This is a genomic window from Pseudomonas abyssi (assembly GCF_002307495.1).
In the GTDB taxonomy this organism is placed as follows: domain Bacteria; phylum Pseudomonadota; class Gammaproteobacteria; order Pseudomonadales; family Pseudomonadaceae; genus Halopseudomonas; species Halopseudomonas abyssi.
The window spans coordinates 273,120-290,733 of the sequence record NZ_NTMR01000010.1 but is presented as its reverse complement, the minus strand read 5'-3'; the positions used below and the strand labels follow the sequence as shown (position 1 = coordinate 290,733).

The following is a 17,614-nucleotide window of genomic DNA, read 5'->3' as shown; positions in this document are numbered from 1 at the left end:
GATATGGCCGGTATGGACCACGGCAGCATGAGTCACGGCGACATGGCCGGCATGGATCACAGTGGCATGAACCACGGTGATATGGCCGGCATGGATCACAGCGGCATGAACCACGGCGACATGGCCGGTATGGATCACAGCGGGATGAACCACGGCGATATGACCGGTATGGATCACGGCAACATGAACCATGGCGAGGCCGCAGCACTGCCCGCTGATCCCTTCTACGCCCAAGGCAGTGGCCTCATTCCCCAGGCCTATAACGACGGTCGCTTCCTGTCCTATGCCGACCTGCGCGCCCAAAAGCCGTTATATGAAGATCGCGAACCCACCCGCGAGATCGAGTTACGGCTGACCGGTAATATGGAGCGCTATATCTGGTCGATCAACGGCATCAAGGAGTCGGACGCTGAACCGATTCGCCTGCAGTACGGCGAGCGGGTGCGCTTCAAGTTCATCAATGAAACCATGATGACCCACCCCATGCATCTGCACGGCATGTGGTCGATCCTCGACGTGGGCGCTGACCAGTGGAACCCGGTCAAGCATGTGATCAGCGTGGCGCCCGGCACCACCGTTTACATGGAGACCGAGGTCGACGCACCGGGCAAGTGGGCCTTCCACTGCCACCTGTCCTATCACGCGGCGGCGGGGATGTTCCGCACCGTCATTGTCGAAGGCGGCCCTGAAGGAGATGACTCATGAAGCGCCTGATGATCCCGTTGCTGCTGATGGCTTCGGCGTCGGCAGCAGCCGAGCAGATGCGTCACTCCATGCACCACGGCTATTTCTATGGCCTGCAGGCCGACGCGCTGGAATACCGCTATGGCGACAGTGGCGAGGAGCTTGGATACTGGAGCACCGAAGCCTGGTGGGGCACCGATGAGTTGAAAGCGCTTTGGCTGAGCGAGGCCGAATACAGCTTTGATCACGACAGTTGGGAGACGCTGGACAACCGTCTCGCGCTGCAAACCCCGGTCAGCGACTTTATCGATCTGCGCGGCGGCCTGCGCTTTGATACCCCAGACGGTGAGAACCGGCAGTACGCATTTGTCGGCCTGAATGGTCTGCTGCCCTAATGGCTGGAGATGGATAGTAATCTCTACCTGAGCGAGCACGGCGATCTGTCGCTGGATCTCGCGCTGGAATACGAGCTGCTGCTGACCAACCGCCTGCATCTGACCCCGGAGCTGGAGTTCGATGCCGCCCTCTCGGATGACGAAGCAGTTGGGGTTGGTCGTGGTCTCAGCGGTATGGAAGCCGGCCTGCGGCTGAGCTACGACCTGGTTGATCGTGCCGTCGTGCCTTATGTGGGGGTGCACTACGAACGGGCCTTCGGGCGCAGCGCCGACTTTGCCGTGCAGGACGGTGAAGATCGCGACGGCTGGTTTGCGGTCGCGGGCGTAAGGCTGATGTTCTAGCTACGCAGTGCTGCGTCGCCGGCTGGAACCTCGCAGCCGGTAGCGCAGTCGCAAGGTCAGGGTGATCGTGTTCTGTGCCGCTGGGGCGGCGTTGTGCCAGCCGGTGCAGGCACTGCCCAGATGACACAAACCGGACAGCAGGAGTGACCCGATGACGGATCGACCGCATGAAGCGACACTCTATCGCATGGTGATGAAAAACCACCTTTGCCCCTTCGGGCTAAAGTCCCTCGATCTGCTCAAGCGTGAGGGTTTCAAGGTGCAAGACCATCACTTGACCAGTCGCGAGGAAACCGACGCATTTCAGCGCGAATACGACGTGGATACCACGCCGCAGGCCTTTATCGACGGCAAGCGCATCGGCGGCTACGACGAGCTGCGACGGTACTTCGGCAAGCCGGTTCAGGAAGCGGATGAGGTGACCTATCAGCCGGTTATCGCGGTCTTTGCCTGCACGGCGCTGATGGCGTTGGGTGTCAGCTGGGCCGCGTTGGGTACGTTATTCGGTGTGCGCACGCTGGAATGGTTCGTCGCTATATCGATGTGCGTGTTGGCGATACTCAAGCTACGTGACCTTGAAAGCTTCTCCAACATGTTTCTCGGTTATGACCTGCTGGCGCAGCGCTGGGTGCGCTATGCCTATCTTTACCCCTTCGGCGAGGCACTGGCCGGTATTCTGATGATTGCCGGTGCGCTGCTGTGGCTGGCCATTCCGGTGGCTATGCTGATCGGGGTGGTCGGCGCGGTCTCGGTATTCAAGGCGGTGTATGTCGAGCGACGCGAGCTGAAGTGTGCCTGCGTGGGTGGCGACAGTAACGTGCCGCTGGGTTTCATTTCGCTGACCGAAAACCTGATGATGGTGGGGATGGCGATTTGGATGCTGATCAAGTAGTTCCAGACGCATACACTGACACCTCGACATGCACACTTGTTGCACGACCGCAGGAGGCTTGATGAAGGCGGAAACCTATCGCGATTTGATTGAGTGGACACAGCAGCTGCACGGTCATCTGGCCAGCAGCCTGGAGGCTGGCGCCGCGGACAGCGGGACCGGCGAGCGCATGCGCGCGCTGTTGCAGTACCTGGCCGAGCACGAGCGCCGCATGCAGCAGATGGTGCTGCGCTTTGAGCAGCAGGCCGATATCAAGGTGCTCGATAGCTGGGTCTACGACTACTTTACCGACAACCCGCGCGTGCGCCTGCTCAATACCCGGCCCAGCTTTGCCGGGCTGGACTACGATGCGCTGTGCACCATGGTATTTGACCTGCACAACGATGCGCTGGACTTGTATCGCTACCTGCAGGGCCGGGCGGAAACGGCGGGTGGTCGCGAGCTCATGCAGGATCTGCTGGCCATGGAAGAGCATGAAACCTTGCGGCTGGCCGAGCAGGTCCAGCGCGGCCAGGATCTTTGAGACTTGGCCGGGAGCGGTGAAGGTAAATGTGGCTGCAGAGAGAAATTCGCCTCAAGCCCCGTGCGCGCGGGTTTCATCTGATCGATGACGAGATTCTGCGTGCGCTGCCAGAGCTGACCGAGGTGCGCGTGGGGCTGCTGCATCTGTGGCTGCAACACACCTCGGCGTCGCTGACTGTCAACGAGAACGCCGATCCGCTGGTACGCGGCGACTTCGAGGCGTTCTTCCGGCGCGCGGTGCCGGATGACGCCCCCTACTTCAAGCATACCTACGAAGGCCCGGACGACATGACAGCGCATATCAAGTCGAGCCTGCTGGGTGTGCAACTGACCCTGCCGGTAACTGCGGGCAGACTCGCCGTTGGCACCTGGCAAGGTCTCTATCTCGGGGAACACCGGGAGCATGCCGGCAGTCGCCGGGTGCTGGCCACGCTGCAGGGGCAATGCGACTGAACCCGGTGCATCACGGGGCGGCCGCCCCAAATCAGGGCGAAAGTGGCGGAGCTCAAGGCGGGAATTAGCCAGGCAGCAACGCCTGCACTGCCCGCAACTGGCTGAAAAACGGGCCATTTCCGATATTTATCGAAAAGCTGGCACCAAGCGTGCATTAAGCATCAGTGAAACGGGATGAGTCGTCATTGACTCATGACGCATCACACACTGGAGTGGTACTTAGGCGAACTAGGGTTCCGGCTTGCGCAGCAAGTGTCTGGTCCGAGAGTTTTCCGGCTCTCAAGGAATGAGGGCTACACGGCGGGATAAAAGCCCGGGAGACCGTCATGACGACGTTGTCCCCGTGCGCCTTTTCTCACTGTGTAGGAGTTGTACCCATGACCGCCCCACGCTTCAGCTTTGTCCGCAAGTCCCTGGCCGGCATCAGTCTGGCTGCCGCTGCCGCTCTGTCTCCCGTTGCCGTTCAGGCTGCTGACTCCATGACCATCGGTACCGTTGTCTGGGCCGGTTACGGTCCGTTCTATGTTGCCGACAAACTCGATCTGTACGACCAGTTCGGTCTGGATGTAGAGCTGCAATTCTTCAATGACCCGGCGCTGCTGCCGTCCGCCATGGCCGGCAACGCCGTGGACGGCGCCATGCTCACCTACGACCAGGTAGTTGGCTCGGTGGCCAAGGGCCTGCCGCACCGCGTGGTCATGCCCATCGACTTCTCCTACGGCGGGGACGCCATTGTCGCCGAGAAATCCATCGCCTCTGTGGCCGACTTCAAGGGCCAGCAGGTGGGCTTTAACCCGCTGTCGCCGTCTGACTTTTTGCTGGCCTACGCGCTGCAAATCAACGGCATGGGCGAGGGCGACATTCAGTCCGTCAACATGACCCCCGAAGGCATTCCCAGCGCTATGGCCTCCGGCAGCCTGCCGATTGGTGTGACCTACGAGCCGAACGTGTCGCAGATCCTCGCCATGGGCGGCGGCGACAAATTCCACGTGGTGTATTCCTCCAAGGATGCTCCGGGCCTGATCACCGACGTGCTGGCCTTCAGCGAAGAGCAGATTGAGGAAAACCCGGAAGCCATCACCGCGATGATCAAGGGCTATCAGGCCGGTCTGGAATACATGCAGGCCCACCCGGAAGAAAGCGCCGAGATCATCGGCAAGGTGCTGGGCGTGAGCGGTGCCGAGGCGCTGGAGCAGATGGAAGGCGTCTACAACATTCCGCTGGCCGAGATGGGCCGGAACTTTGTTGAGTCCACCGAAACCACCTCCTTCTACGGCAGTGGCGCGGTGATTGCTGACCTGCTGCTGAAGAACAAGCAGATTCCGGCGATCCCGGATTTTGCCGACACCTTCGATGCCAGCTTCGTCAACGAACTGACCAAGTAAGACTAGGTGCAGGCGCATTGCGCCTGCCCTGATCCGGACTTGCGGAGGAATCATGTCCACGTCCAAACCACTTTATCGTTATGCCGATGGCCGGGTCTGGAACAGCCTGGCGATTGGTTACAGCGTCGGCGGCTATCTGGTTGGCCTTGGCCTGCTGCTGACGCCGTTCTGGCTGGCCAAGCTGGGCGGGCTGCTGTTGCTGGCGCACGCGATGATCATCGGCGCCTACCTGATTCACGAATTTGCCCATGGCACTATTTTCAGCAAGCCTGCGCACAACGCGCTGGCCGGCGAGGTGTTCAGCTGGATGACCGGCGGCTGCTACGCCGACTTTCAGGATCTGCGCCGCAAGCACATGCGTCATCACGTCGACCGTGCCGACGTCATCACCTTCGACAGCAAGGTGTTTATCAACAGCCTGCCGAGCTGGGTACGCAAACTGATTCTGGCCCTTGAGTGGGCGTATATCCCGGCGGTGGAGCTGATCATGCACTTCTATGTGGTGCTGCTGCCGTTTATCAGCAAGAGCGAGAAACACCGTGCCCGTCGCGGCAAGGTGCTGACCGTACTGCTGATTCGCGCGGCCCTGTTTGCCGTGCTCGGCTGGCTTTCGTTCAGCGCGCTGGTGCTCTACTGCGTTGCCTGGCTGATCATGGTCACCGTGCTGCGTTTTGCCGATGCCTATCAGCACACGTATGACGCCTTCGCCGTGCTGGAGGAAGACGGCAAGATCCCGGCCGACAAGCTGCGTGACCGCGCTTACGAGCAGCTCAACACCTTCAGCAATGTGGTGTCGCTGCGCTGGCCGTCGCTCAACCTGCTGCTGCTCAACTTTGCCTACCACAACGCCCACCACGAGAAGCCGGTGGCGCCCTGGTATCGCCTGCCCAAGTTGCACGAAGAGCTGTACGGCGACGCTTACCGCCAGGTGGTGCCGATGAGTGAACTGCTCAGCAGCTTCCACCGTCATCGCGTGCGCCGCGTGTTGAGCGATGACTACGGCGTGTTTGTCGATGGCCCCAAACGTGCCGAGAACTTCTACGGTGCGGTGGGCGTGTCCTTCCTGACGGCGGTGTGAGCATGCAGACACTGGATTATCAGGGCCGCACTGTGGTGATTACCGGCGCCGCCAGTGGCATCGGTCTGGGCCTGGCGCAGGCCTTTGCCGAACAGGGCGCGCGGCTGGAGCTGGTCGACCGCAATGCCCAGGCGCTGGCCGCGACGGTTGAGCAGCTTGCAGTGCTGACGCAGGTGCACGGCCGGGTGCTGGACCTGAACGATGACGCAGCGGTGGCCGACTACGCCAGTCAGCTGGGCCGGCGTCAGTCGCAGGTGGATGTGCTGATCAACAACGCCGGCATGGAACAGCCGACGCCGTTGCAGGATGCCGCCGCCGATGCCAATCGGCGCTGGCAGATGCAGCTCGATAACAACGTGGTGTCGATGCTGCGCCTCACTCGCGCGCTGCTGCCACTGCTCGGCAAGGGCAGCAGCGTGATCAATCAGTCGTCGATCTGGGGGCTGAGCGCGGTGGCCGGGTTTTCCGCCTATGTCGCCAGCAAGCACGCAGTGATCGGTTTGACCCGTTCATTGGCGTGGGAGCTGGGCGCGCAGGGTATTCGCGTCAACGCGGTTTGCCCCGGCTGGGTCGGCACCGACGCGGCCATGGCGTCCCTGCGCAACATGGCCCAGGGCAGCGGCCGCAGCGAGGCAGAGGAGCTGGAACACATCCTCGCCGCGCAGGCGATTCCCGAACTGCTTACCCCGGCCGATCTGGCCGGTACTTTTCTGTTTCTCGGCGCGCCGGCCTCGGCCGCCATTACCGGGCAGGCCATTGTGGTCAGTCGCGGGGAGGTCATGCATTGATGTTGAAGGTTGATTTGTCGGGCCAGCGCATTCTGGTCACCGGCGCCGCGACCGGCATCGGCCGCGCCTGTGCGCTGATGCTCGCAGGCCAGGGCGCGGAGGTCTGGATCAACCACCTGGGCCAGGCCGGTGCCAGCGCTGATCTGGTTGAGCAGATTCGCACGGCCGGTGGCCAGGCGGTGGCGATTGAGGCGGATGTCAGCGACCCGGACGCGGTCGAGGAAATGTTCGCCTGCATCACCGCCACCGGCCCGCTGCACGGCCTGGTCAACAACGCTGGGATTATTCAGGAGCAGTCCTTTCTGGACACCTCGGAAGAGGATTGGCGACGGATCATGGCGGTCGATCTGGATGGCGTCTATCGCTGCTGCCGCTGCGCGCTGGAAAGCATGAGCGGCGCGGGCCGTGGCGCCATCGTCAATATCGCCTCCGAGCTGGGTCAGCTGGGGCGCGAAAACTACGTGGCCTACTGCACCGCCAAGGCGGGTGTGATTGGTATGACCAAGGCGTTGGCGCGCGAGTTTGCGCCGCAGATTCGCATCAACGCGGTGGCCCCCGGCCCGGTGGAAACCGCCATGGTGTCGCTGGAGCACATGAGCGAGGAGTGGATTGCCAAGGAGCTGGCCATCCCGGCGGCGCGCCTTGGTCAGCCCGAAGAGATTGCGGCAGCGGTGTGCTTTTTGTTGTCGCCGGCGGCGAGCTTTTTCACCGGACAGACGCTGGGCGCCAATGGTGGTGCCTGGATGGGTAGCTGAGCGCTGCCCTGCCACTTCAAGAGGAATGCCCATGACAAGCGTACATATGGATCAGATCAGCTGGGTCGAATACCAGCAGCGTGTTGAACAGGGCGCCGTGGTGTTTCTGCCCTGCGGCGCGACCGAGCAGCACGGGCCGCATTTGCCGCTGGGCACCGATGCGTTGCTGTCGACCGCGCTGAGCGCCGATGTGGCGGCGCAGATTGGCGGCATCGTCGCCCCGGCGCTGGCCTACGGCTACAAGTCGCAGCCCAAGTGCGGCGGTGGCCAGCATTTTTGCGGTACCACCAGTCTCGATGGCGCGACCCTGATTGCGCTGGTGCAGGACGCGGTACGCGAGTTTGCCCGCCACGGCGTCAAGCGTCTGGTGCTGGTGCTGGGTCACTACGAGAACACCTGGTTTGTCACCGAGGGTATTCAGCTGGCGCTGCGTGAGCTCGGGCCAGGCTGCGAGCTGGAAGTCATGCGTCTGGAGCACTGGGACTTCTGCCGTGAAGAAACGCTGGAAGATATCTTCCCCGACGGCTTCCCAGGCTTTGCGCTGGAGCACGCGGCGGTGATCGAAACCTCGCTGATGCTGCATTACCTGCCGCATCTGGTCAGCCTCGACAAAATTCCCAACGACCCGCCGGCGGACTTTCCGCCCTATGACATGTATCCGACCCGCACCGAGTGGGTCCCGCCGTCCGGGGTGCTGTCTTCGGCGCTGGGCTCGACCGCCGAGAAGGGCGCGCGCATGGCGGACGACATCGCCACCGGCATCACCGCCGCCGTACGCCACGAATTCAAGCTGGAGGCCTGAGATGCTGCCGCTGCTGCCATCGCGTACTGCCCTGCTGCTGATCGACATGCAGCGCGACTTCTGCGCCCCCGGTGGTTATGCCGATCAGGCCGGGCTGGATATCCAGTGCCTGCGCGCGCCGATCCCGGCCCAGCAGCGCCTGCTGGCTGCGGCGCGGGCGGCGGGCCTGCTGGTGGTGCACACCCGTGAAGGGCACCGCACGGATTTGTCTGACCTGCCTGAGTGGAAGCGCATCCGCGCCGAGCGCAGTGGCGCGCCGATTGGTGCAGCAGGCCCGCTGGGGCGCTTGCTGGTGCGTGGTGAGTACGGCCATGACCTGATCGACGAACTGCAGCCGCAGATTGGTGAGCCGGTGATCGACAAGCCCGGCTACTGCGCCTTTGCCGCCACCGACCTAGAACTGATCCTGCGCACGCGCGGCATCGAGACACTGATCATCACTGGGGTGACCACCGAGGTGTGCGTCAGCTCTACCTTGCGCAGCGCCATCGATCGCGGCTTCAACTGCCTGACCGTGAGTGACGCCTGCGCCTCCGCGCACCCCGAGCTGCATGCGGCGGCGCTGGCGATGATCAACGTGGAAGGCGGCATCTTTGGCGAGGTGTGCGACAGCGCAGCGCTGCTCAGCGCCCTGCGGGAGGCGGCATGACCCAGGTACAGAAACTCTGGCCGCTGCTGACCGCGACGCACCATTACGACAAGTCGATCTCGACCCGTGGCCGTGGCCACGGCGTACAGATCGAGGCGCCGATTCTGGCCTTTCTGATCGAGACCAGACAGGGCCGGGTGCTGTTCGACGTCGGCTGCGACTACAACAAGCTGAGCGATCCAACGCTGCGCGCCCGCTGGTACGACCCGGTGGCGTTTCCCATGGGGCCGCCGCAGATGAGCGAAGAGCAGCGACTGGAAGCGCATCTGGCCAAGCTCGGGCTGACCTGCAACGACATCGACATGGTGTTTCTCAGCCACCTGCACTTTGATCACGCCGGCGGCCTGTGCGACGTCTGCGGCGCCGAAGTGCATGTGCACGAAGACGAACTGCACGCCGCCCGTGAACCGGCCGATGACGCCTACTTCGCCGATGACTTTGCCGGCAATGTGCGCTGGCGCCTGCAGCAGGATGAGTACGACCTGCTGCCGGGGCTGCGGGCGATCAACACGCCGGGTCATACCGCCGGGCACATGTCATTGATGATCGAGCTGCCAACCGGTGCGCCGGTGATTCTCACCGGTGATGCCGCCGATTTGACTGAAAACCTTGATGACGAAATTGCCCCCGGCCTGTGCTGGCGCGACCGCGAGGACATGGCGCTGGACAGCATTCGCAAGCTCAAGCGCATCGCCACTGAGACCGGTGCAGACCTCTGGCCGAACCACGACATGGCGTTCTGGCGCACCCTCAAACGCTTCCCGGAGTACCACGCATGAAAGCCGTTCCAGAGGCTTATCACGGTGTTTGGCAGCGCACCCTGCTGCGGATGTCGGACGGCACCGAAGACACAACCACCCGCGTGTTCTGGCTGCAGAGCGCGCATCTGCACGCGGACCTGCGCATCCCTGATCCTGCGCCAAAGCTGCCGCATGAGCGCGCAGCCCAGGCGGGCTTTGCCGGGCTGACCGAAGCCAGCCTTGGCCGCTGCCAGTGGCACCGCATCATCGATTTTCATCCCGACAGCGGCACCGATATCGGCAACATGCAGTTTGTCAGCAGTGAAGAGGTACACGAGACCGCGCTCGACGACAGCTACTTGGAAATCTGGCAGCGGCTGCCAGCGTCGCGTGGCCCGGTCGCCGAGTTATGGCTGCAGAGCGCTGGTGGCTCCGGCCGCCAGGCCTGTTTGCTGCGCGCTGGTGATTACTTCTTCTTTGCCGCTGACCGCCCGGAGCGCTTGGCGCCGGGCCGCTCCCTGCTCACTTATCTGCAGCACGAGAACGCGGGCAATGCCGAACATCTGCTCGGGTGTGAGCTGACCTTTGGCCGTATCAGCGGTGCCGAGCGGCCTTGGCAGACTCTGTTCAGCACCTTGCCGGCGGCCAGCGGCAGTCTGTTTTCCGTCCCTGCCGACGCGGCGCACTGGGACGCCTTGCCGGTCGCCTGGCTGGGTGTTCACGCCCCCGAACATGGCTGGCGTCCGGCGCCCTTACCTAGTTTGCAGCCCCTGACCGAGGAGACACTGGTATGAATGCACCAGCCCCCGTACCTGAAAGCCGCGCGGCTGAGGCCACGCGCAAGCCGCGCTCGCGCTGGTGGGCCGTGCGCGGCAACCTGTCGCCCCGCACCAGCGCTCTATTGACGGCCTTTGGCCTGTCAGCGCCCTTTTTCATCTGGTGGCTGTATAGCGCCCTTGGCCTCAACGATCCGCTGTTCATGCCGGGCCCCGGCGCGGTGCTGGAGCGCGTGGTCAGCTGGTGGCAGGAAGAGGGCCTGTGGGATGACATCTGGATTAGCGTCTACCGGGTGATGGCGGGCTTTGTGCTGTCGGCAATGATTGCCCTGCCGCTGGGGCTGTACCTGGGCACCTACAAGCCGGTGCAGGCGACGCTGGAGCCGCTGATCGACTTTATCCGTTACATGCCAGCGGTTGCCTTTATTCCGCTGGTCATGCTCTGGGTAGGGATTGGCGAGGGCTCGAAGATCCTGATCATCTTTATCGGCACCTTCTTTCAGATGGTGCTGATGGCGGCCGAAGACATTCGCCGGGTGCCGATGGCGCAGATCGAAGCGGCGCAGACCATGGGCGCCTCGCGCAGCGAGATTATCCGTCTGGTGGTGTTGCCCTCGGCGCGCCCGGCGCTGCTCGACACCTTGCGCATTACCTGCGGCTGGGCCTGGACCTATCTGGTAGTGGCCGAACTGGTGGCCTCCAACTCGGGGTTGGGCTACGCCATCCTGCGCGCCCAGCGCTACATGCACACCGACAAGATTTTCGCCGGCATCCTGCTGATCGGCCTCATCGGTCTGTTGACCGACCAGGCGTTCCGCTGGCTCGGTCGCCGCGCCTTCCACTGGCAGAAGAGGTAAGCTCATGGATCAGTCCTGCATCAGCATTCGCAACGTGGGCAAGCAGTTTGCTGCCCGCAACCAGACCATCGAGGCGCTGCGTGACGTCAACCTTGAGGTAGAGCCTAACGAGTTCATTACCTTTGTCGGCGCCTCCGGCTGTGGCAAGTCGACCCTGCTGCGCATTATGGCCGGGCTGGAAACCCACAGCAGCGGCGACATTCAGCTGCGCGGCGAGCCGATTGACGGCCCCGGCGTTGACCGCGCCATGGTGTTTCAGCACTACAGTCTCTACCCCTGGCTGACGGTGACCGAGAACATCAAGTTCTGCCGCCAGCTGAAGGTCATCTCTGACTCGGTACACAGCCAGTCTGACGTGGAAGCCGCCAGCGGCCGGGCCGATGCGCTGCTTAATCTGATGGGCTTGAAGAACTTTGCCGGCGCCTACCCCAGCCAGCTTTCCGGCGGCATGCAGCAGCGCGTCGCGATTGCCCGGGCGTTGATGCCACGGCCGGACTTTCTGCTGATGGATGAGCCGTTCGGCGCGTTGGACGCGCAGACCCGTGAGGTGATGCATGACCTGATCCTGCACGTGCACCGGCTGGAGAAGAGCACCATCTTGTTTGTCACCCACGACGTGGAAGAGGCGATCTACCTGGGTACCCGCATTGTGCTGATGGCGCCGCGCCCCGGCCGGATCGACAGTATCTACGAGGTGCCGCTGCCCAAGGTGCGGCATCAGGACATGAAGCTGGAGCCGGAATTTATCGCCTTGAAACGCGAGATTCTGACTCGCATCCGCGAAACCTCCGGGCTGCAGACCGACCTGGATCAACTGGCGCGTTTGAGTGAAGGGGCCGGGTTGTGATCCGGCTCTAGGGCAGGCGGTACAGGCGAAAAAAATTTTCTCCGGAGACTAGCCAAATCCCCTCGATGAACTATATATAGCCTGTTTTCCACTGTGAGGATTCAGGCATGAGTGATGATCTGGACGACGATCTGGATGGGATGGACGATTCCGAGGTCGACGATCAGGACGATGTGACAGACGGCAGCGACGATGTTGATGACGGCGATGATGGTGCCGATGTCAGCAGCAAGTCGCGCAAGAAGAAGGCCGCAGCCAGCGATGACTTCGAAGGTGCTTCGATGGAAGCCAAGGAGCGTGAGCGGGAAATGCTGGCCCGTCAGATCGAAGAGTTCATGGCGCGCGGTGGCAAGGTGCAGCAGATCGACGACAACGTGGTCTCCGATCCGCCGAAAAAGCCTGAAAACAAGTACGGCAGCCGCCCGATCTGATTGAATCGGGCCTTGCCGCCGTGCCCGTTCAGCGTTTGGCGTAACGCTGGTAGCGGTTCAGCCAGGGCGGAATCTCGCTCAGGCAGCGCACCTCGCCATGGGCCCGTTGCTGGCCCGTCCAGGCATTGCCCTGTGGGTTAAACCACAGGGTATGCATGCCCACATCCAGGGCCCCCTGGATGTCGTCCCCCGGATGATCTCCGATATGCAGGGCCTGCTGCGGCTCGACCCCGGCGTTGTCGAGCGCCGCCAGGAAGGGTGCCGGGTCCGGCTTGCTGATACCCACCTCATCCGCTGACACGATGATGCTGAAATAGCGATCCAGCCCCAGCCGGCGTACGTCGGCGTTGCCGTTGGAAATGCAGGCCAGCCGGTATTGCTGCGACAGCAGCTGCAGCACCAGCTCCATATGCGGGAAGTACTCCAGCCGATGTCGAGCATCAATGAACACCTCGAAACCGGCGCGTGCCAGCCGTTGGGCTTCGTCTGCCGGGTATCCCGCCTTGCGCAGACCCAGTTCCAGTACCGCGATGCGCAGTGGCGTCACCCGGTGGCGCAGGTCGGGGTCGCCATCCAGCACCTCGGCCAGCAGGGCCTTGCGTGCGTCCAGATCGCGCGCGGCGGCGTAGTCCGGCGCCTGTTTGGCGAGCCAGTCGGCCAGCACCCGCTCGGCGTTGGCCACCACCGATTCGGTTTCCCACAGGGTGTTGTCGAGGTCAAAGGTCACCAGCTGAATCATTTGTCTGCCTTGCGTTTGGCTCTGGGGTGGGCCTGATCATACACCTGGGCCAGGTGCTGGAAATCAAGGTGAGTGTAAATCTGCGTGGTACTTATGTCCGCGTGGCCCAGCAGCTCCTGGACCGCCCGCAGGTCGCCGGAAGACTCCAGCATGTGGCTGGCGAACGAATGCCGCAGCATGTGCGGATGCAGGTGCTGGCCGATGCGCTCCACGCCATGCCGACGCAGGCGCAGCTGAATGGCGCGCGGAGTCAGCGCGCTGCCGCGCTGACTGACGAACAGCGGCTGTGCTGCCTGGTCGCTGGCTGGGCGCACACTAAGCCAGTCCTGCAGGGCGCGGCGCGCCATGCGGCCGACGGGCAAGACGCGGGTCTTGTTGCCTTTGCCGGTCACCCTGACCTCGCCCTGCTGCAGGTCGAGGTCGGCGATGTCCAGGCCGGCCAGTTCGGACAGCCGCAGGCCGGAAGAGTAGAACAGCTCCAGCATGGCCTGGTCGCGGCGGCCGAGCCAGTCGTCCTCGCCCGGGCTGTCGAGCAGCTGGGCGGCCAGGTCGGCATCCAGCGTGCGCGGCAGGGGGCGTGCGGCCTTGGGGGCGCGCAGATCCAGCGCGGGGTTTTGCTGTGCACGCCCCTCGCGCTGCAAAAAGCGGTAGAAGCTGCGGATGGCGCTGAGCAGGCGTTGCAGGCTGCGGGGGGCCAGACCCTGCTGGTGTTGGCTGGCGATAAAGTGGCGCAGGTGCTGGGTGTCCAGCCGGTCCCAGCCCGGCAGCTCGCGCGCGGCGCGGTGCTGATCCAGACTTATCAGGTCGTGGCGGTAGGCCTCCAGCGTGCGCGGCGACAGCCTGCGCTCGATGCGCAGGTGGTCGAGGAACGCACTGATGTCAGGGTCGGCGATGCCGGCCGGCTCAGGCGTGGTTTTCATCGGCCAGGGGGCGTTGGCGCAACAGCACGCGGGCCAGCGCGTCGGCGACGTAGCCAAGGAACAGGGTGCCGGTGGCGCTGCGGTATTGCTGGGCGTCTTCGCTGCCCAGTGCGAGCACGCCGTGCAATCCCTGGTAGCGGATGGGCGCCAGCGCGGTGGATGCGACCTGCTCACCGTGCTCGCCGAACAGGAAGTTCAGCTCCGCCGGCCGCAGCGCGCCGGCCACTGGTTTGTCGCTGTCGAGCAGGTGACCGATGGCTTCCTTGGCGGCGGCGTGGGTAACGCAATGGGCGTTGCTGTAGCGGTCCGCTTCGGTAAACAGGATCAGGCTGACAAAGGGCACCTGAAAGTCGGTGCGCAGGCTGTCTTCCAGTGTCGCCACGACTTGATCCGGGCTCTGCGCCTCGAGCATGCCGAGAATCAGCCGGCGGCTCTTGTCGAACAGCCGGTCATTTTCCCGCGCGGTGTCCATCAGCTGGTTCAGGCGGTGGCGCACGTCGATGTTGCGTTCGCGCAGCAGTTTGACCTGCCGCTCGACCAGCGACACCGCGTGACCTGCTTCATGGGGCACGATCAGGTCGGCCAGCAGCTCGTCGTGCTCGACAAAGAAGGCCGGGTGGCGTTGCAGAAACTCTACGACGCGGGCGGCTTCCAGTTCGTCAGGATGGGGCGGTTGCTCTTTCATACGCGAATCTGTCCCTCGTAGACCCGGGTGGCCGGACCGGTCATCAGCACGGGCTGGCCTGGGCCGCCCCACTCGATCTGCAGACGGCCGCCGGGCAGGTCGATCTGTACGGGTGAGTCCAGCAGGCCGAGACGGATCCCGGCGACGGCAGCGGCGCAGGCGCCGGTACCGCAGGCCTGGGTTTCACCCACGCCGCGCTCGTACACGCGCAGCCGGGCGTGCTGGCGGTCGACCACCTGCATAAAGCCGGCGTTGACCTTGCGCGGGAAGCGCGGGTGCGCCTCGATCAGCGCGCCCAGGCGCTCCAGCGTGCCGTCCTGCACATCGGGCACCAGGGTGACGCAGTGCGGGTTGCCCATGGAGACGGCGGCTACCTGCAGGGTTTCTCCGGCCACTTCAAGTGTGTAGTCGATGGCTTCGGCGTCGGCCTGGAAGGGCACCTCGGCGGGCACAAAGCGCGGCGCGCCCATGTCCACCGTGACCTGGCGGTCACGGTTGATGCGCAGCACGATAGGGCCGCCGGCGGTTTCGACGTGAATTTCCTGCTTGGCGGTCAGGCGCTTGTCCTGCACAAAGCGCGCAAAGCAACGTGCGCCGTTGCCGCATTGCTCCACCTCACTGCCGTCGGCATTGAAGATGCGATAGCGAAAGTCGGCATCGGGCGTGGTCGGTGGCTCGACCAGCAATAGCTGATCGAAGCCAACGCCGGTGTGGCGGTCGGCCCACTGACGAATCTGCCGCGCTGACAGCTGGGCGTGCTGGGTCACCAGGTCGATGACCATAAAGTCGTTGCCCAGCCCGTGCATCTTGGTAAATCGCAGCAGCATCTCAGGCCTCGGGCAGCAAGGATTCGCCGGCCAGCAGCTCACTGACGGTTTCGCGGCGACGCACCAGGTGGGTCGTGTCGCCGTCGACCAGCACTTCAGCCGCCCGCGGACGGGTGTTGTAGTTCGAACTCATGACAAAACCATAGGCACCAGCGGAACGCACGGCCAGCAAGTCGCCTTCGGCGAGCGCCAGTTCGCGGTCCTTGCCGAGGAAATCACCGGTCTCACAGACCGGGCCCACCAGGTCCCAGGTGTCCACAGCCACGTCGCTGCGCGGCTTGACCGCGTCGATACCCATCCAGGCGCTGTACAGGGCCGGGCGGATCAGGTCGTTCATGGCGCCGTCGATGATGGCGAAGTTCTTGTGCTCGGTCGGCTTGAGCAGGTTGACGCGGGTCAGCAGCACGCCGGCGTTGGCGACAATGGAGCGGCCCGGTTCAAACACCAGCGTCAGGTTGCGACCGGCCAGCGCCTCACGCACCTTAGCCAGATAGGTACCGGGGCTTGGTGGCGTTTCGTCGCGGTAGGTCACACCCAGACCGCCGCCCAGATCCAGATGGCGAATGGTGATGCCGTCGGCGGCCAGGCTGTCGATCAGTTGCAGCAGGCGGTCAAGCGCGTCGATGAAGGGCGTGTCGTCGGTCAGCTGGGAGCCGATGTGGCAGTCCACACCGCAGATGTCGATATGGCTCAGCTCGGCGGCGCGGCGATAGACGGCCGGCGCTTGGGCGATATCGATACCGAATTTGTTTTCCTTCAGGCCGGTGGAGATGTACGGGTGGGTCTTGGCATCCACATCCGGATTTACGCGCAGGGAGATCGGCGCCTTGATGTCCAGCTCGGCGGCAACCTGCTGCAGGCGCTCCAGCTCGGCCGCAGACTCGACGTTGAAGCAGTGAATGCCGACTTCCAGCGCGCGGCGCATCTCGGCGGCGGTCTTGCCCAGGCCCGAGAAGACGATGCGCGAGGGCTCGCCACCGGCGGCCAGTACGCGCTCCAGCTCACCGCCGGAGACGATGTCGAAGCCGGCGCCACGGCGGGCCAGCAGGTTCAGCACGCCCAGGTTGGAGTTGGCCTTGACGGCAAAGCACACCAGGTGGGGCACACCGTCCAGCGCGCTGTCCCAGGCGTCATAGGCCTGCTCGATGGCGGCGCGGGAATAGACGAAACAGGGTGTATCGTATTGTTCGGCAATCGACGACAGGGCAACGCCTTCGGCGTGCAGCTCGCCGTTGCGGTATTCAAACGCGGTCATTGGGGCATCACTTCTGGGTCGATTGCTCGGCGTTCTCGGTCTGGGCAGGCGCGCTGGCCGTGTCCTCGGGGATATACAGGGGGCCTTTCTGCCCGCAGCCGGTCAGAACCAGCAACGTGAACAGGGCCGCAGCGAATGGCTTCATGTTGAAATCCTTACAGGTAGAATACCCGGCAGTATACCCAGCCACCCGGTCCGACGCATTAGCCAGCGACCCGGCGGCCAGAAAACGGCGCGCAGACGCCAGAGTCAGATGAGAGACAGACAATGCAGGACATGAGCGAAGCAAGCTTTCACCAGGCGGTAGACCGCGTACAGGACCTGATCGAGCACGCCCTGGATGATGGCGACCTGGATCTGGAGATGGAGCATATTGACGGCTCACTGGTGCTGATCCTGCCCGAGGGGCAGCGGCTGGCCGTTGGTCGTCAGCCGGCTTCGCGCGAGCTGTGGCTGGCAACGCCGGAACGTACCCTGCACTTCAACTTCGATGCAGAGCAGGGCTGGTTGCACGACAGTGGCGAGGGCACGCTGGGCGAGGTGCTGGCCGCTGTGCTGGAAGATATCAGCGGCGAGGAACTGGAGCTGGATATCGACGCGGACTCGCTGTGACTCCGCGCGGCAGCCAGCCTTCGCCCTGCGTACGCAAATGCTGCCTGGACGGCGAGGTGTGTCTGGGCTGTGGCCGGCTGTTGAGTGAAATCATCGAATGGGCTGGCGCCTGCGACCGACGCCAGCGCGATATCATCGAAGCCGCTGCCAGGCGGCAAGCGCTGCGTCGCCGCAGCTGAT

The 17,614-nt window shown here is 63.6% G+C and carries 23 protein-coding genes, 1 pseudogene and 1 riboswitch; of the genes and pseudogenes, 18 read left to right on the top strand and 6 right to left on the bottom strand.

From position 1 onward, the window contains the following. The 16 genes and pseudogenes from CNQ84_RS09125 to CNQ84_RS09045 form a co-directional block, all read left to right on the top strand. Positions 1 to 705, top strand: a 705-nt coding sequence (locus tag CNQ84_RS09125; protein WP_165771260.1) for a multicopper oxidase domain-containing protein, incomplete at its 5' end; no start/stop codon positions are given. Continuing rightward, positions 702 to 1,421: pseudogene (locus CNQ84_RS20755) on the top strand (copper resistance protein B). The gene CNQ84_RS09125 and the pseudogene CNQ84_RS20755, both read left to right, overlap by 4 nt. Positions 1,422 to 1,572: 151 nt before the next feature. Further along, a complete protein-coding gene (locus CNQ84_RS20340; protein WP_112220867.1) occupies positions 1,573 to 2,313 on the top strand; it encodes a glutaredoxin family protein in 741 nt (246 codons plus the stop codon). A 61-nt stretch (positions 2,314 to 2,374) separates the two neighbouring features. Next, positions 2,375 to 2,836, top strand: a complete 462-nt coding sequence (locus CNQ84_RS09105) for a hypothetical protein (RefSeq protein ID WP_065335639.1) — start codon at positions 2,375 to 2,377, stop codon at positions 2,834 to 2,836. A 26-nt stretch (positions 2,837 to 2,862) separates the two neighbouring features. Further along, positions 2,863 to 3,288, top strand: coding sequence for a secondary thiamine-phosphate synthase enzyme YjbQ (locus tag CNQ84_RS09100; protein ID WP_096004567.1), 426 nt, complete (start codon positions 2,863 to 2,865; stop codon positions 3,286 to 3,288). Between the two features lie 217 nt (positions 3,289 to 3,505). Next, positions 3,506 to 3,610, top strand: a riboswitch (guanidine-I (ykkC/yxkD leader). A 55-nt stretch (positions 3,611 to 3,665) separates the two neighbouring features. Continuing rightward, entirely contained in the window at positions 3,666 to 4,673 is a 1,008-nt protein-coding gene (locus CNQ84_RS09095) for an ABC transporter substrate-binding protein (protein ID WP_096004566.1), read from the top strand. 52 nt (positions 4,674 to 4,725) lie between these two features. Further along, positions 4,726 to 5,751: a fatty acid desaturase family protein gene (locus CNQ84_RS09090; protein ID WP_096004565.1), complete on the top strand. Its 1,026-nt coding sequence runs from the start codon at positions 4,726 to 4,728 to the stop codon at positions 5,749 to 5,751. Positions 5,752 to 5,753: 2 nt separating this feature from the next. Next, positions 5,754 to 6,539, top strand: coding sequence for an SDR family NAD(P)-dependent oxidoreductase (locus CNQ84_RS09085; RefSeq protein ID WP_096004564.1), 786 nt, complete (start codon positions 5,754 to 5,756; stop codon positions 6,537 to 6,539). Then, positions 6,539 to 7,294 (top strand): SDR family NAD(P)-dependent oxidoreductase, encoded by a 756-nt coding sequence (locus CNQ84_RS09080; RefSeq protein WP_096004563.1) that lies wholly within the window; start codon positions 6,539 to 6,541, stop codon positions 7,292 to 7,294. The genes CNQ84_RS09085 and CNQ84_RS09080 overlap by 1 nt, the downstream gene beginning before the upstream one ends. A gap of 31 nt (positions 7,295 to 7,325) precedes the next feature. After that, positions 7,326 to 8,096 carry a creatininase gene (locus CNQ84_RS09075; protein WP_096004562.1) on the top strand — a complete coding sequence of 257 codons (771 nt, stop codon included), beginning with the start codon at positions 7,326 to 7,328 and terminating at the stop codon, positions 8,094 to 8,096. Between the two features lies 1 nt (position 8,097). After that, positions 8,098 to 8,745: a cysteine hydrolase family protein gene (locus CNQ84_RS09070; RefSeq protein ID WP_096004561.1), complete on the top strand. Its 648-nt coding sequence runs from the start codon at positions 8,098 to 8,100 to the stop codon at positions 8,743 to 8,745. After that, the gene (locus tag CNQ84_RS09065; protein WP_096004560.1) at positions 8,742 to 9,524 is read left to right on the top strand and encodes an N-acyl homoserine lactonase family protein; all 783 of its coding nucleotides are present in this window, start codon (positions 8,742 to 8,744) and stop codon (positions 9,522 to 9,524) included. Before CNQ84_RS09070 ends, CNQ84_RS09065 begins: the two co-directional genes overlap by 4 nt. Beyond that, complete coding sequence (locus CNQ84_RS09060) at positions 9,521 to 10,279, top strand: hypothetical protein (RefSeq protein WP_096004559.1); 759 nt, start codon at positions 9,521 to 9,523, stop codon at positions 10,277 to 10,279. The genes CNQ84_RS09065 and CNQ84_RS09060 overlap by 4 nt, the downstream gene beginning before the upstream one ends. Next, positions 10,276 to 11,118 carry an ABC transporter permease gene (locus CNQ84_RS09055; RefSeq protein WP_096004558.1) on the top strand — a complete coding sequence of 281 codons (843 nt, stop codon included), beginning with the start codon at positions 10,276 to 10,278 and terminating at the stop codon, positions 11,116 to 11,118. The genes CNQ84_RS09060 and CNQ84_RS09055 overlap by 4 nt, the downstream gene beginning before the upstream one ends. Before the next feature lie 4 nt (positions 11,119 to 11,122). Then, positions 11,123 to 11,965, top strand: a complete 843-nt coding sequence (locus CNQ84_RS09050) for an ABC transporter ATP-binding protein (RefSeq protein WP_096004557.1) — start codon at positions 11,123 to 11,125, stop codon at positions 11,963 to 11,965. Between the two features lie 107 nt (positions 11,966 to 12,072). Beyond that, on the top strand, positions 12,073 to 12,396 hold the full coding sequence (locus CNQ84_RS09045) for a hypothetical protein (RefSeq protein ID WP_096004556.1): 324 nt from the start codon (positions 12,073 to 12,075) through the stop codon (positions 12,394 to 12,396). 28 nt (positions 12,397 to 12,424) lie between these two features. Here the strand turns inward: CNQ84_RS09045 and CNQ84_RS09040 are convergent, their stop codons facing one another. From CNQ84_RS09040 to lptM, 6 genes are read right to left on the bottom strand one after another with little or no spacing between them, the layout of a single operon-like run. Further along, on the bottom strand, positions 12,425 to 13,135 hold the full coding sequence (locus tag CNQ84_RS09040; protein ID WP_096004555.1) for an HAD family hydrolase: 711 nt from the start codon (positions 13,133 to 13,135) through the stop codon (positions 12,425 to 12,427). Continuing rightward, a complete protein-coding gene (xerC, locus tag CNQ84_RS09035) occupies positions 13,132 to 14,055 on the bottom strand; it encodes a tyrosine recombinase XerC (protein WP_096004554.1) in 924 nt (307 codons plus the stop codon). Before xerC ends, CNQ84_RS09040 begins: the two co-directional genes overlap by 4 nt. Continuing rightward, positions 14,039 to 14,740: a DUF484 family protein gene (locus CNQ84_RS09030; RefSeq protein ID WP_096004553.1), complete on the bottom strand. Its 702-nt coding sequence runs from the start codon at positions 14,738 to 14,740 to the stop codon at positions 14,039 to 14,041. The genes xerC and CNQ84_RS09030 overlap by 17 nt, the downstream gene beginning before the upstream one ends. Further along, positions 14,737 to 15,567 (bottom strand): diaminopimelate epimerase, encoded by an 831-nt coding sequence (dapF, locus tag CNQ84_RS09025; protein WP_096004552.1) that lies wholly within the window; start codon positions 15,565 to 15,567, stop codon positions 14,737 to 14,739. Before dapF ends, CNQ84_RS09030 begins: the two co-directional genes overlap by 4 nt. Position 15,568: 1 nt before the next feature. Then, positions 15,569 to 16,822: a diaminopimelate decarboxylase gene (gene lysA / locus CNQ84_RS09020; protein ID WP_096004551.1), complete on the bottom strand. Its 1,254-nt coding sequence runs from the start codon at positions 16,820 to 16,822 to the stop codon at positions 15,569 to 15,571. 7 nt (positions 16,823 to 16,829) lie between these two features. Beyond that, a complete protein-coding gene (lptM, locus tag CNQ84_RS09015) occupies positions 16,830 to 16,967 on the bottom strand; it encodes an LPS translocon maturation chaperone LptM (RefSeq protein ID WP_096004550.1) in 138 nt (45 codons plus the stop codon). Between the two features lie 131 nt (positions 16,968 to 17,098). Between lptM and cyaY the strand changes: the two genes are divergently transcribed. Both cyaY and CNQ84_RS09005 read left to right on the top strand, forming a co-directional pair. After that, entirely contained in the window at positions 17,099 to 17,434 is a 336-nt protein-coding gene (cyaY, locus tag CNQ84_RS09010; protein WP_165771259.1) for an iron donor protein CyaY, read from the top strand. After that, positions 17,431 to 17,613 (top strand): DUF1289 domain-containing protein, encoded by a 183-nt coding sequence (locus tag CNQ84_RS09005; protein ID WP_096004548.1) that lies wholly within the window; start codon positions 17,431 to 17,433, stop codon positions 17,611 to 17,613. The genes cyaY and CNQ84_RS09005 overlap by 4 nt, the downstream gene beginning before the upstream one ends. Position 17,614: the final 1 nt, after the last annotated feature.